Raw genomic sequence first — 12,232 nt, 5'->3', positions numbered from 1 at the left:
CCAGCTGGAGGAACTCATGGTCTCCGGGGCCGCCTACGCGGTCGAGCACGGCCGGGGTGTGCCCCGCGACCTGGAGCGCTGCGAGGACCGCGGGACCTTGCCGGGGGCCGATCCGTCACAGGTCGGCCAGCGCGCCGTGGACCGGGGACTCCGGCAGGTGGGCAGTCTGGGGTCGGCCAACCACTTCCTGGAGGTGCAGGCCGTGGACCGGGTGTACGACGAGCCCACCGCGACCGCCTTCGGGCTGCACACAGGTCAGGTGTGCGTCATGATCCACTGTGGTTCGCGCGGCCTGGGGCACCAGGTGTGCAGCGATCACGTCCGTGTCATGGACCAGTCCCTGCGCTCCTTCGGCATCGAGCTGCCGGACCGGCAGTTGGCCTGCGCGCCCGCCGTCTCCACGCCGGGCAGCGCCTATCTGGGGGCGATGGCCGCCGCCGCCAACTACGGGGACGCGCCAACCGCCAATTGCTCACCGAGGCCGCGCGCCACGCCTTCACCGTCGTCGCAGGGGCGGGCCTCGACCTCGTCTACGACGTCTCCCACAACATGGCGAAGATCGAGACTCACGATGTGGACGGGGTACGGCGCCGGTTGTGCGTCCACCGCAAGGGTGCCACCCGGGCTCTGCCGCCCGGACACCCGGACCTGTCGGACGACCTGGCGGAGGTCGGGCAGCCCGTGCTTGTGCCCGGCACCATGGGCACGGCCTCGTACGTGATGGCCGGCATCGTCGGCAACGCCGCCTTCTGGTCCTCCGCCCACGGCGCCGGCCGCGTCTGGAGCCGCCACCAGGCGCTGCGCCCCGTCCGCGGCGAGCAACTGCACGAGGAGCTGGAATCGCACGGCATCGCTGTACGGCCGAAGTCCTGGCGTGCGCTTGCCGAGGAGGCGCCCGACGCCTACAAGGACGTCGACGCCGTGGCCGTCGCCACGGAGGGCGCGGGGCTCGCCCGGCTGGTACCGCTCGGGGTCGTCAAGGGATGAGCAACCAGGCGTCCCGCTGTCAGGCCCCGCGTGAGCGGGGGTCCGCGGAGGGCGGCCCGGGTGGTTCCTCCAGGACGCTCCAGGCGACCGGGCCCAGGAGGTCGGCCAACCGTTGGAAGACGTCGATGAGCATGTCGTCCACGGTCAGGACGCCCACGACCCGGTGACCGTCCAGGACGGGAAGGCGACGGAACCCGGACCTGCGGAAGGTTCGGTAGGCCACGTGGATGTCATCGGTGACGTCAACCGTGATCACGGGCGAGGTCATCACCGAATCGATCAGCTCGTCCGCGTCGAGACTTCTTGCGAGAGCGGCCAGCGCGAGGTCGCGGTCGGTGACGATGCCTCGGAGGGTGTCGCCCTCGGTGACGATCACGGAACCGACCCCGTACTCGGCCATCTCTCGGGCGACTTGTCTCAGCGGTGTCCTCGTGGGCACGGACACCGCCGGATGGCTCATCGCTTCGGAGACCTTCATCGGCCTGGTTCCTACAGTCCCTGGGACAGGAGCAGCTCGTGTGCCAGCCGGGCGCCGCGAGCCGCCTGCTTCTCCCTGTCGGTGTCCTCCGAGGGGATCTCCTCCAGCCCTTCGGCGAGCGCTCTGACAGCCTGAGCCAGGACCTGTACCTGGGCCTCCAGGGTGCGCAGCCTCTCGTGCTCGTTCGAGGTGATGTTCTCGGTCATTACGTCTCCTTTTTGCGGTGAACGGGGGAGCGGGCTCTCCCGGTCGATGGGGTGAGTCGTGCTGTGGGTCGGTCGCATCGGCGTCCTTCGCTGCTATCCCGGCTCCATGTAGGGGCGGCGGAAGACCAGGGGGCCGGTGTCGTGCGGGCGTACGACCGCCAGCGCTTGGGAGACCGCGGCTTCCAAGGGACCACTGGTGTCGATCGTGATGGCTTCTGTCCACGGAGGCTCTCGCGCCGCGATTGCGGTGGCCACGTCGAGGTCGGCGTCGGACGGTCCGGCGGCGCGGTGTTCCAGGCGGGCCGCCGTCATCTCGTCCGGGACCTGGCAATGCAGGCCCACGAGGTCGGCATGGGTGCGTTCAGCCACGCACTGGGCCGCTTCGCGCTGTCCGGCGCTCGACCAGGTGGCGTCCAGGACGACGGACTCGCCGCGGGACAGCAGGGTGGCTGCGCGTTCCAGCAGGGCCGCGTAGGTAGTGGCGGTCCACTCGGGTGTGTACAGGCCCTCGCCGTAGGGGGCGGAAGCGGGCTGCTCCGCCGGGATGCCCGCGAGTTCCTTGCGGAGGCGGTCGCTGCTGAGGAGTGTGACGCCCAGGCGGTCGGCGAGTGCGCCGGAGAGGGTGGACTTCCCGCTGCCGGGGAGCCCTCCGACGAGGGTCAGGCCGACGGCGGAGGTGCGCAGGTGACGCAGGGTCGTCGTGATCAGTCGCCGTGCGGCGAGGCCGGCGTCCGGCGCGCCTTGGTGTGCCTGGATCAAGGAGACCTTGGCACGGACGAACGCGCGATAGGCGACGAAGTGGTGCCGCAGCGAGGGCGGTGCGGGATCGCCGGAGTGCTCGCTGTAGCAGGCGAGGAAGAACGCCGCCAGATCCGGGGCATCGAGCTGCTCCAGATCCATGGCGAGGAAGGCGGCGTCGTCGAGACCGTCGACGAAGCGCAGGTGGTCGTCGAACTCCAGACAGTCCAGGACACGGGGACCGTCGTCGAGGCAGAAGATGTCGTCGGCGAGCAGGTCGCCGTGGCCGTCGACGATCCGGCCCTGCTCGATGCGCATCTCGAACAACTGCTCACGTCCGGCGAGATAGCGGCGGACCAGCTGCTCGATCTCCGCCACGCCCTCGGGTACACGGCCTTCTCCGTACACCGCACGGACCTGCGCGAAGCTTGCTTCCCAGCGTGACGACAGGGCGTCGCGTGTGCCCTGCGCGTCCACCTCCGGCGTGTGGGGTGCGCTCGTGTGGCGGGTGACAAGCAGTCGTGCGACGGCCCGCAGGGCATCGTCGACAGTCGCGCCCTCCCGTACGAGCCGGGACAGGCGGCGCTCCGCTGGCATGCGGCGCATCGCCACGAGAGGCTCGGGCGCTTCCGCGTCAGGGACCCGGATCTCGCCCACACCCAGGTAGACATCCGGGGCGAAGCGGCGGTTGAGAGCGACTTCCCGCTCGCATGCGGCCCGTCGTGCCTCCACGGTGGTGTAGTCCAGGAACTTCAGGTCGACCGGCTTCTTGAGCTTGTAGGCGCGGTCACCGACGAAGAACACGACTGCGGTATGGGTCTCGCGCACCTCCGCCCGCGGTAGCGCGCCGGTGTCAGAGGCGGCGCCCGGCGGGGGCGTGGCGGTGTGATCCTGGCGCACCGTCGCGATCAGCTCGTTCAACGGTGTCGGCTCAGTCATGGGGGACGACGGCGACAGGGCAGCGCGCGTGGTGCAGGGCGGCATGGGCTACGGGGCCGAGGCGTGGTGCGAGCGGAGGACGGTGCTTGCGCCGGCCGACGACCAGCAGGTCGGCCCCCTCGGCGGCGCGCACGACGGCCTCGGCGGGGCTTGCGAGGCGGATCGTGTCGACCGGCTCCACGCCGGGGAACTTCTCGCGCCAGGGACGGAGGACCTGAGCCAGCTGCTTCTGCGCATCCTCCGTGATCTCCTTGGCGACGTCGTGATCCACGCCCCAAGGGGTGTGCGCGTGGAGCGGCAAACTTCGGCCGTGGACAACCTGGAGGGGCACACCGCGGGCCGCGGCAGCATCGAAGGCGAAGGCGAGCAGGTCGTCACACTGGCCGTGCAGCTTCAGCGCGACCGCGACGCTACGCGGGGCGGGCGACGGGCCCTGTTCACGGGCCCCGGCACGGACCAGGACCACGGGCCGCGTGGCCCGAGCCACGACGGCCATACTGACGGAGCCGAGGAAGTAGCTCTCGGAGGACGTCAGGCCGAGCGAACCCAGCACGGTCAGCTCGGACTCCGATGCCGCCTTCAGCAGGGCGTCCTGCGCGTCGTCGGCGACCAGGTTGCCGACGACCAGGAGGCCCGGGTGGCGGGCCTGGAGTTCCGCCTGCGCGTGGTGCACGAGCCGCTTCGCCCAGTAGTTCTGATCGATCTCCGATGCGGCGCGGACCGGCTCGGGCGCGAGCGTGGGCCAGGCATGCATCAGGTGCAGAGTGACCTTGCGCCGCTCGGCCTCGTCGGCGGCCCAGTGAGCGGCGGCCATGCTCTCGGGCGAGCCGTCCAGGCCGACCGTGACGACTGGCTCCATGGCAACTGCCTCACTCTCGAACGACGCGGCAGGAAGGGACGCGCAAGCGTCGGCGACCGAGGGCCGAAGCACGCCCCTTCCTCTCATTCGAGGAGTACCCCAGATCGTCCTGCCGCGCATGTGGGCCGCGACGTGACCCGGCTCGGGAGCGCTGTGACGTTGCAGCTGTGCGCCGGAGGGGCCGGTAGGTCCCTGGAAGCCGTGCCCCGTTAGGGCCCGTCCGGCACTCGGAGAGCGCGCCGACGGGCGCCAGGGTGGGATGACAGGTGGATCCACGACGCAAGGAGCGAACGATCATGTCAACTGGCATGGAACGTCGTCGCAGCTTCTTCCCCGAGTTCCCCGACGTCACGGACTGGTTCGGCGACCTACCCCGCTTCCCGATGTGGCGCACGGCTTTCGACCGGCACGCCATCCCTATCGAGGTGGCGAGCGGCGAGGGACGGTACGTGCTGAAGGCGGAGCTGCCCGGCGTGGACCCGGACGAGGACGTCACGATCACTGTGGACGGCGACGTGCTCAAGGTCAGCGCCGAGCACGAGGAGAGCAGCGAGACGAAGGACCACTCCGAGTTCCGCTACGGCTCCTTCGAGCGCGCGGTGCGCCTGCCGGAGGTGATCGACCCCGAGGACGTGAAGGCCGAGTACGCCGACGGCATCCTCACCGTCAGCATCGCCTTCCGGCAGCCCCAGGAAAGCCGCGCCCGCACCGTTCCCGTGACCCGTGCAGGGGGATCCGACGAAGCGGAATCCGCCACATGAAGCCCGGCCAGGTCCCGGATCCACCCCTCGGGGCCGAAACCACCGCACCCCGCTGAGCCCGTGCGGGCCCGGTGGGGCCGTCCCACCTGGAGGCCCGTCATGCGCGACGGAGCGACACCGCCCCCCGGGCAGCCGCAGCGGCCCTGGCACGACGGCCGCAACGGCGACCCTGCCGGTCCGGACGTCAACCCCCTGCGCCGCCCCTGCGACCGGACCCGTACCCGCTGGCACGTCGGCCTCGCCCTCGCCATGCTCATCGCCTTGATCTGCGGCGTGATCGCGGGTGCCCGCATGTGGAGCGACGCGGCACGAACCGCCCGCGACGAGGCAGGCCACCGCCACGAGACCACCGCGACCACCCTCGCCCGCGCCAACGGCTCGTCGACGGCGGCCCGCTTCGCCACACCCCCCGTGCTCGTCGACGCCTCCTGGCGCGCCCCCGACGGCACACTGCGCACCGGCAAGGTTCCTGTCCAGCCCCGTACCGCCGAAGGCACCACGAAGACGATCTGGGTCGACGACGCCGGGGCGGTCACCCGCGCCCCACGCAGTACGGCCGAAGGACAGTTCGGCGCCGTCGCCGGCGGCACCCTCGTCGCCGGGACGCTCGCCCTGACCGCCGCCGGCGTGGTCGGCCTGCGCCTGCGGCGTACCGAGGCCGCCACCCTGGACGAATGGGACAGCGAGTGGGCGGTCGTGGAGCCGCTGTGGACCCACCGTTGACGTACCTGAACCGGGCCGGAGCCATGGCCATCGTGTGGTGTCCTCGACAGCCGACAACCCTGATAGCCGCAGTCGGTGAAGCCGGCGACCGCCGCTCGCGGTGGGGCTACCCGGATGAGGGATCGCGTACCGGACGGGTCTCGATCACGCATGCTGGGCCGGGATGGATCTGTGTCTCGTGGCCATCCTCGTAGCGCGCTCGATGGGGCGCTTCGCCATCGGTGCCGAGCCCTTTCACGACGGTGGCACGGTGTTCGGGCGTCCCTACGGTTCTGCCGGTGAATCGCAGCACGTCACCTTCGTGCGCTTTCATCAACGCTCACCTCGTTCGTTGCCGCAGTCCTTGTCTTTGATCAGGATGACCCCGGCAGGCAGCTCGTGGTGAAGGGCCGCTCGGGTACCTCCAGGGGACAAGGGGGCGCGAACGGCTCGTTCCGCAGGGCGGGCGGGGCTCGTGAAGCAGGCGCATCCTGGAGTTGGAACGAACCGCGACGCCAACCCGAACGTGCCTCGGTGCGGCGGCATCACGGGCATGGTGGCAGGTGGCGCCGAGAGCCCCTCTCGGGAGCGACCATGCGACTTTCCTTCCTCGCCCCCTGTACCGTCGGGGTGCGGCCCCCCTCGGGACGGGCATCGGCCTCTGTCACGTGGGCACCGTCCTCGATCGGACAGGCTCGCTCCTCATAGGCCGGGGGCGCCCCAGAGCGGGAACCAGCGGGTCAGGTCCTTCTCGATCCGTAGATCGTCTTTGACCACGGCCTTGACCTGGAGTTCCAGCGGATTGTCGCGCCTGTCTCCGGGCAGCGGAGCGAACGGGTAGAAGGTGCCGCGCTTGTAGAGATAGACGAGCGCGAGGGAACGCAGCTCGGCGTCGTGGAAGGTGACCAGGGAGCAGAGCAGTTGTGGGCCGAAGCCGCTGTCCTGAAGGGCGGTGTTCACCGCGTGCAGATCGTTGACCAGGCTGGTCAGGTCGCCGGGGTCGCGGCGGGAGAGCAGCCACGAATATCCGTAGGTGTCGCGGCTGAACTCCACCGGCGCGCCTCCGCGTTCGAAGTCCGCACCGAGGAGGGCACGTACCTCCTGCTGGACCTGTGCGAACGCCCCGCCCTCGATGGCGGCGAAGCAGACCGAGCCCGCTCCGGTCGGGGTGAAGCCGACGGCTGCCTGAAGGGTGATCGCCGCTGAGGGAAGGCCGAAGAGCTGGTCCAGGTCGGGCTTGACCGGCTTGGACCGGCCGAACAGGACGTCCAGGAATCCCATGGGTACCAGCTCCTTCTCCTCACGCCCCGGCGTGCGGTTCGCCGCCTGCCTCGCCCAGTTGCGCGGAGATCTCCGCGAGTGCCTCGATACGGCGTTCCAGGGTGGGGTGGGTGGAGAACAGGTGCGCCACGGTCGTGCCGGGCCCGAGGGCGGGGGTGAAGAAGAACGCGTTGAACGCCTGCGCGGTGCGCAGGTCCCGGGTGGGGATGCGGGCGATGTCGCCGCTGACCTTGGTCAGCGCCGACGCCAGGACGGACGGCTTTCCGGTCAGCATCGCCGCGGCGCGGTCGGCGGCCAGTTCGCGATACCGGGACAGGGCCCGGATGAGCAGGAAGCTGATGGCGTAGACGAGGGCGGAGACCGTCATCACGGCCATGAAGACGACGGCGGTGTTCTGGTCGCGCTGGTCGCGTCCTCCGAACAGCTGGGAGTAGAAGGCGAAGCGGACGACGAGTCCGGCGATCACGCCCAGGAACGAGGCGATGGTGATCACGGCGACATCGCGGTGCGCGACGTGGGAGAGCTCGTGGGCGAGGACGCCTTCGAGTTCTTCGGTCTCCAGACGGCGCATGAGGCCGGTGGTCACGCAGACGACGGCGTTGTCGGCGTTGCGGCCGGTGGCGAACGCGTTGGGGAGATCCATGTCGGAGACGGCGACCCGGGGTTTGGGCATGTCCGCGGTGGCGCACAGCCGGTCGATGACCCCGTGCAGCCGTGGCTGCTCCTCAGGTGTGACGAGGCGGCCGTGCATGGCGTACAGGGCGATCCGGTCGGAGTACCAGAACTGCGCGCCCAGCAGCGCCGCGGCGATGAGGACCACCAGGACGACGGACTTGAGCAGCACGATCAGCGCGGCGATGAACGCCACGTACACCAGCCCGAGCAGGAACATCGTGACCACCATGCGGGCGGTCAGCTGCCGGTCGGGCTCGAAGCGGCTTCGCATCACACACTCACCCTGGGATCAGACCCTCGGCGGAGAGCAACTCGCTCACCTGCGCGAGGCTGGTGCCCTCATCGGGAAGCACCAGTTCCGAAGGAGTGATCCGCTCGTCCGGCACCCGTGTGCCGAGGCTGTGCACCGCGTCCAGCAGGGCAGACAGGGCGGAGGCGAACGCCGCCTCGTCGCCCGCGGTAGCGGCCGCCTGCAGGGTGGAGTCCAGTTCATTGAGGTGATCGAGGTGTTCTTCGGCGATCTCGTACTGGCCCTCGCCGAGAATCCGCATGATCATGACCTCTCCTTCCCCTCGGGGCCCTCTACGGCTGCGGGGCCGGTGGACGCCGGGAGCTGCGCCTTCATCCGGGCCAGCTCGGTCTCCACGTCGCTTCCCGCGGTGACGCGCTCGAGTTCGGCCTGGATGTCGTCACGGCCGGCCGGCAGCGTGGCGTCGTCCAGCGCGCCGGAGGCGAGCAGTTCGTCCAGCGCACCGGCGCGCGCCTGGAGCTGCTCGGTCTTGTCCTGCGCGCGTTGCATGGCCAGGCCCACATCGCCCATCTCCTCGCCGATGCCGGTGACGGCCTCGGTGATGCTGGTCTGGGCCTCGGCGGCGGTGTAGGTGGCCTTGATCGTCTCCTTACGGGTACGGAACGCGTCCACCTTCGCCTCCAGACGCTGCGCCGCCAGCGTCAGCTTCTCCTCCTGGTCCTTCAGCGACGCCTGCTGTCCCTCCAGATCGGTGATCTGCGAGTCCACTGCCGTACGCCGGGTCAGCGCCTCACGGGCCAGATCCTCACGCCCCACGGCAAGTGCCTGTTCCGCCTGGCCCTGGAGCCTGCCCGTGGACTGCCGCAACTGGTTCACCTGCAGCTCGACCCGCTTGCGGCTGGTCGCCACATCGGCCACGCCACGTCGCACTCTCTGCAGCATCTCGCGCTGCTGCTCGTAGGAGTAGTCCAGAACCTCGCGTGGGTCCTCGGCCTTGTCCAGCGCCTTGTTCGCCTTGATCCGGAACAGGGTGGCGATGCGTTGGGTGATGCTGGTCATGGCGACCGCCTTCCTCCACGCCGCGGGTCAACCATCGGAACACGCCTCTTCCATTGTCCCGGCGCTTCACCGTCCCGGCAGCCTGATCGTGTTCCGTGCGGGCTGTCGTGGGTGGTCATGGCCCACCCCCGGCCCGGGGGACGGCCTGCGGCCTCGTGGAGGACCTTCCAGGAGACGGCGATCAGCCAGGAGCCGACGCCGAGTGCGACGTAGCCGGCCAGGCGGAAGGTGCTCAGGCAGGGTCGCCGCTCCAGCCGGTCAGGTCGTTCCACAGGTGGCCGTCGGCGTGGGTGTCCTTGAGCAGCGGGAACGGGGAGCCCGAGCCAGCTGCCCAGCAAAGACACGGTGAGTGGGATGCCGTGTATCTCGTTGAACAGTGCCACCAGGAAGGCGTTGGAGGCGCCCATGACCTGCCAGTCCCGCATTGTCTTCGGGTGGAAGAAGCCGGCGGTGAAGACGCTCCTCCTTGAGGCTGCCCGTCCGCAGGAGCAACCACAGCACCTGCGACTCGCCGCCCGGCGGTTCCCCAGCGGACGCGCTGCGTGCCGTGGCCAGCCGGGTGAGAGTCACGGCGTCGACGGCACGGGACGACGACTCCACGTAGTCCACGCACCCCGGTGCCATGGCTGCCCGGTCTGCCGGGTCCCTGCGAGTAAGGCGGGTGGTTGCCTGCGCCGGGCCACTCGTCGGCCGATGTCTCCGAGTCGGGTCCGGCGGTGATCGGCAGTCCCCGCCGCCTGCGTGCTTTATGAGCACCGTTCCCTCCGTGAGGGCCGGACGCCGCCGCGATGAGCGGACAGGCGGCCGCCGAGGGGCGCAGCCATGGCGGTCATCCTTGTAGCGGCGGTTCGTTGGCGGCGGCATCGGCCATGCCGAAGCGCAGCAGCTGGTGGCCGAGGTCGACCAGGGCGCGTCCGGCCGCGTATTCGTCGCCGATCTCCGGCGCGGGAGGGTCGTGCGGGTTGCGGTGGGCTTCGGTGCGGCTCTCCAGCCGGTTGTCACCGGTGTCGAGGACGGCGTGCACCTTCGTGACGTCGCCTTCCTCGAAGAGGTCCACGCGCAGGGTCCACGTCTTGGTACGCGTCGGCGTGTTCGTCGTCTCATCGTTCATGTCCAGTCCTGTCCTCTGAGGGGGACGGTGAGGTTTCCGTCCCGGGGGGATGGACGCGTCGGGCCGGAACAGCCGCCTGCTGTCAGGGCCCGTCGGTGTGGTGACCTCTGGTGGGGACGGGAACCACCTTCTTCGTCCGGGGTCCGTATCTCCAGCGTGAACGAGGCCGAGACTGTTGGACATGGGCCGCCCGGCCCAACGCGGGGCGGCGGTCGGACACGGTCCGTGGGCGCCGCCGACTCGGTCGCCGCCGTCCGCTGTGGCCCGGCAGCGGCGCTCCCGTCCCGTTCCGCCCGCTCGCGGAGGAACGGTGGGACAGCGGCCACCGGGGCCACCGCGAGTGGGCGGCCGGGGACATGGCGGATTCGCCGAGGCGCATTCAGCCTGGTCGTCGGGGCAGTGACGGGGCCGTTCGGCCTTGGTGCGGGGTGGTGGCGGGAGTATCGTGGAAATTGGCCTGCAGGGCGAGCGAGGGAGTTCGACCGGATGGCCCCGGGCGACGGGCGGAGGCTCCGCGCGGGGCGTTTGTCGGCGGTCGGGCTGAGAGGCTGGAAGGTCTGTGAGACCGGAAGGCGACCTCCATCACCTGATCCGGACAATGCCGGCGCAGGGAGCCCACCTTGCAGGTTTCCGTCTGCCCGCACGACATTACTGTGAGTCGCGATCAGCGACGGGACGGCGACAAGGGACGGCGGAGCGTCCGAACGGCCTCGCCGAACGCGAGCGCATGCCGCTTCGGTCATGGCTGGCCCGTGGCGGACTCGCCGGCCACACCTCGGAAGTCTGCGAACTCCCCGTCGGCGGCCGGGCGCGGAAACACGCCCGGATCCCGCCGCCGTTCGTCCGCATGCTTGTCGCTCACACAGTCTTTGTGACTTCTTTACCAGTGGGTGTCCTGTGTGGCATGTGTTCATCCTGGCAGACGGGGTGACTGAGGTGTGCCGGAAGGTCGGCGTGCTCATGGGGACTTCTACTTGCGCGGAGACGAGCAGCTCGGCTTCGCGTACGTCGTCTGCCGGCCAGGGAAGCACCTTCGGCCGCCGGTCCTCCTCGCTCTGCTCAAGCCGGGCGCCCTGTACGTCGTGGACGACATGCTGCCCCAGAACACGTGGCCGGACGACCACCGGCCCCGGGTCGACGGCTTCCTCGAACGGCTGCCCGAGGTACCCAACTGGCGCGCGACGCCCATGTGCTGGGCGTCCGGGCTGGTGGTCGCTGCGCGGATCTGAGGGTCTATCGTGCCCCATGCGCAGTGATCTGATTCGCATCGTTTCCCGTGATTCGCCCATGGCCCTCGCCCAGGTGGAGCGCGTCCGCGCCGAGCTGGCCGCGCTCCACCCCGGCATCACCACCGTCCTGTCGGTGAAGACCACCGGCGACAAGCGGATGGGTCACCTCTCCCAGGTCGAGGGCAAGGCGCCTTCACCAAGGAAGTCGACGCCGCCTTCCTTGCCGGCGACGCCGACCTCGCGGTGCACTGCGTCAAGGACGTCCCCGCCGACCGGCCCCTCCCGGCCGGCACCGTCTTCGCCGCCTTTCTCAAGCGCGACGACATCCACGACGCGCTGATCCACCCCGGCGGCCTCACCCTGGACGAGCTGCGGGAAGGCACCCGGATCGGCACGTCTTCCGTCCGCCGGATCGCGCAGCTCGCCGCCTCCCACCCGCACCTGGAATGCGTTCCGATGCGCGGCAACGCCAACCGCCGCCTCGACAAGCTCGCGGCCGGCGAGGCCGACGCGCTGCTCCTGGCGGTCACCGGCCTGGAGCGAATCGGCCGCGCGGACGCTGCTCCCGCCTGCCGCGGAAGGGTGCCCGGGCCATCCCGCCGTCGCCCTGGTAGCCCTTGTCCACCCAGCAGGTCAAGCTGCGCCGGTGAGGGCGACGATGATGCCGTGGGTGCGGGCGGCCTTGATGTGGTGGACCGCGCCCGGGAGGGTGGGTGAGGCCCACAGCAGTCGGCCATGCGGATCGGCGATGACCTGCACATTCATGCCGTGCTTCTTGTGTTTGGCCTGCGGGTCGTGGAATAGACGTTCGCATCCCAGGCCTTCGGTCCTGCTCGCTTGCAGCAAAGTCGGCAGCCGGGCCTGGACACGCTTCCGCCCCAGTGTCGAAAGGGCCTGTGCGCCGCCGGCCGGGAAGCCGTCACTCGCGAGTTCCACGCTGCCGAGGGGCATCGGGCG

14 protein-coding genes and 3 pseudogenes are annotated in these 12,232 nt (G+C 70.1%); 6 read left to right on the top strand and 11 right to left on the bottom strand.

The features are described 5' to 3' along the window. Window positions 1-16: 16 nt before the first annotated feature. Window positions 17-391 (top strand): annotated as a pseudogene (locus tag ACH4MY_RS36060) (RtcB family protein); the annotation flags it as partial. A gap of 77 nt (window positions 392-468) precedes the next feature. Then, window positions 469-987, top strand: coding sequence for an RtcB family protein (locus tag ACH4MY_RS36055; RefSeq protein WP_398008773.1), 519 nt, complete (start codon window positions 469-471; stop codon window positions 985-987). 19 nt (window positions 988-1,006) lie between these two features. On the opposite strand, the gene ACH4MY_RS36050 is transcribed toward ACH4MY_RS36055, so the two are convergent. From ACH4MY_RS36050 to ACH4MY_RS36035, 4 genes are all read right to left on the bottom strand, one after another. Next, on the bottom strand, window positions 1,007-1,465 hold the full coding sequence (locus ACH4MY_RS36050) for a cyclic nucleotide-binding/CBS domain-containing protein (RefSeq protein WP_398008771.1): 459 nt from the start codon (window positions 1,463-1,465) through the stop codon (window positions 1,007-1,009). An 11-nt stretch (window positions 1,466-1,476) separates the two neighbouring features. After that, window positions 1,477-1,671 (bottom strand): hypothetical protein, encoded by a 195-nt coding sequence (locus ACH4MY_RS36045; RefSeq protein WP_398008769.1) that lies wholly within the window; start codon window positions 1,669-1,671, stop codon window positions 1,477-1,479. 93 nt (window positions 1,672-1,764) lie between these two features. After that, the gene (locus ACH4MY_RS36040) at window positions 1,765-3,237 is read right to left on the bottom strand and encodes an AAA family ATPase (protein ID WP_398008831.1); all 1,473 of its coding nucleotides are present in this window, start codon (window positions 3,235-3,237) and stop codon (window positions 1,765-1,767) included. 103 nt (window positions 3,238-3,340) lie between these two features. Then, the gene (locus ACH4MY_RS36035) at window positions 3,341-4,207 is read right to left on the bottom strand and encodes a universal stress protein (protein ID WP_398008768.1); all 867 of its coding nucleotides are present in this window, start codon (window positions 4,205-4,207) and stop codon (window positions 3,341-3,343) included. A 296-nt stretch (window positions 4,208-4,503) separates the two neighbouring features. Between ACH4MY_RS36035 and ACH4MY_RS36030 the strand changes: the two genes are divergently transcribed. Further along, window positions 4,504-4,968 carry an Hsp20/alpha crystallin family protein gene (locus ACH4MY_RS36030; protein ID WP_398008766.1) on the top strand — a complete coding sequence of 155 codons (465 nt, stop codon included), beginning with the start codon at window positions 4,504-4,506 and terminating at the stop codon, window positions 4,966-4,968. A gap of 99 nt (window positions 4,969-5,067) precedes the next feature. Then, window positions 5,068-5,691, top strand: coding sequence for a hypothetical protein (locus ACH4MY_RS36025; protein WP_398008765.1), 624 nt, complete (start codon window positions 5,068-5,070; stop codon window positions 5,689-5,691). Between the two features lie 106 nt (window positions 5,692-5,797). Here ACH4MY_RS36025 and ACH4MY_RS36020 read toward each other — a convergent pair whose 3' ends face one another. From ACH4MY_RS36020 to ACH4MY_RS35995, 6 genes are all read right to left on the bottom strand, one after another. Then, entirely contained in the window at window positions 5,798-6,004 is a 207-nt protein-coding gene (locus tag ACH4MY_RS36020; protein WP_398008763.1) for a DUF1918 domain-containing protein, read from the bottom strand. Between the two features lie 368 nt (window positions 6,005-6,372). Then, on the bottom strand, window positions 6,373-6,951 hold the full coding sequence (locus ACH4MY_RS36015) for a hypothetical protein (protein ID WP_398008761.1): 579 nt from the start codon (window positions 6,949-6,951) through the stop codon (window positions 6,373-6,375). 19 nt (window positions 6,952-6,970) lie between these two features. Beyond that, window positions 6,971-7,897, bottom strand: coding sequence for a zinc metalloprotease HtpX (gene htpX / locus ACH4MY_RS36010; protein ID WP_398008759.1), 927 nt, complete (start codon window positions 7,895-7,897; stop codon window positions 6,971-6,973). A gap of 7 nt (window positions 7,898-7,904) precedes the next feature. Further along, window positions 7,905-8,183: a hypothetical protein gene (locus tag ACH4MY_RS36005; protein ID WP_398008757.1), complete on the bottom strand. Its 279-nt coding sequence runs from the start codon at window positions 8,181-8,183 to the stop codon at window positions 7,905-7,907. Continuing rightward, on the bottom strand, window positions 8,180-8,935 hold the full coding sequence (locus tag ACH4MY_RS36000; protein ID WP_398008755.1) for a PspA/IM30 family protein: 756 nt from the start codon (window positions 8,933-8,935) through the stop codon (window positions 8,180-8,182). Before ACH4MY_RS36000 ends, ACH4MY_RS36005 begins: the two co-directional genes overlap by 4 nt. An 829-nt stretch (window positions 8,936-9,764) precedes the next feature. Further along, a complete protein-coding gene (locus ACH4MY_RS35995) occupies window positions 9,765-10,046 on the bottom strand; it encodes a dsRBD fold-containing protein (protein WP_398008753.1) in 282 nt (93 codons plus the stop codon). 974 nt (window positions 10,047-11,020) lie between these two features. Here ACH4MY_RS35995 and ACH4MY_RS35990 point away from each other — a divergent pair. Together ACH4MY_RS35990 and hemC are read left to right on the top strand one after the other, a co-directional pair. Further along, window positions 11,021-11,275 (top strand): hypothetical protein, encoded by a 255-nt coding sequence (locus tag ACH4MY_RS35990; RefSeq protein WP_398008751.1) that lies wholly within the window; start codon window positions 11,021-11,023, stop codon window positions 11,273-11,275. Window positions 11,276-11,291: 16 nt separating this feature from the next. After that, window positions 11,292-11,833, top strand: a pseudogene (hemC, locus tag ACH4MY_RS35985) (hydroxymethylbilane synthase); the annotation flags it as partial. Here hemC and ACH4MY_RS35980 read toward each other — a convergent pair. Then, window positions 11,829-12,058, bottom strand: a pseudogene (locus tag ACH4MY_RS35980) (transposase family protein); the annotation flags it as partial. The pseudogenes hemC and ACH4MY_RS35980 overlap by 5 nt on opposite strands. Between the last annotated feature and the right edge of the window lie 174 nt (window positions 12,059-12,232).

Origin of the sequence: Streptomyces sp. NPDC017246 (assembly GCF_044331325.1) — a bacterium.
Taxonomy (GTDB): Bacteria; Actinomycetota; Actinomycetes; order Streptomycetales; family Streptomycetaceae; genus Streptomyces.
Note: the sequence above shows the minus strand (reverse complement) of the source record. Positions and strands in the feature narration are given on the sequence as shown.

What these genes read in the sequence shown, in the direction of transcription:
- ACH4MY_RS36050 (WP_398008771.1), bottom strand. Translation starts at nt 1,465, where the DNA reads ATGAAGGTCTCCGAAGCGATGAGCCATCCGGCGGTGTCCGTGCCCACG.
- ACH4MY_RS36045 (WP_398008769.1), bottom strand. Translation starts at nt 1,671, where the DNA reads ATGACCGAGAACATCACCTCGAACGAGCACGAGAGGCTGCGCACCCTG.
- ACH4MY_RS36035 (WP_398008768.1), bottom strand. Translation starts at nt 4,207, where the DNA reads ATGGAGCCAGTCGTCACGGTCGGCCTGGACGGCTCGCCCGAGAGCATG.
- ACH4MY_RS36030 (WP_398008766.1), top strand. Translation starts at nt 4,504, where the DNA reads ATGTCAACTGGCATGGAACGTCGTCGCAGCTTCTTCCCCGAGTTCCCC.
- ACH4MY_RS36025 (WP_398008765.1), top strand. Translation starts at nt 5,068, where the DNA reads ATGCGCGACGGAGCGACACCGCCCCCCGGGCAGCCGCAGCGGCCCTGG.
- ACH4MY_RS36020 (WP_398008763.1), bottom strand. Translation starts at nt 6,004, where the DNA reads ATGAAAGCGCACGAAGGTGACGTGCTGCGATTCACCGGCAGAACCGTA.
- ACH4MY_RS36015 (WP_398008761.1), bottom strand. Translation starts at nt 6,951, where the DNA reads ATGGGATTCCTGGACGTCCTGTTCGGCCGGTCCAAGCCGGTCAAGCCC.
- htpX (WP_398008759.1), bottom strand. Translation starts at nt 7,897, where the DNA reads ATGCGAAGCCGCTTCGAGCCCGACCGGCAGCTGACCGCCCGCATGGTG.
- ACH4MY_RS36005 (WP_398008757.1), bottom strand. Translation starts at nt 8,183, where the DNA reads ATGATCATGCGGATTCTCGGCGAGGGCCAGTACGAGATCGCCGAAGAA.
- ACH4MY_RS36000 (WP_398008755.1), bottom strand. Translation starts at nt 8,935, where the DNA reads ATGACCAGCATCACCCAACGCATCGCCACCCTGTTCCGGATCAAGGCG.
- ACH4MY_RS35995 (WP_398008753.1), bottom strand. Translation starts at nt 10,046, where the DNA reads ATGAACGATGAGACGACGAACACGCCGACGCGTACCAAGACGTGGACC.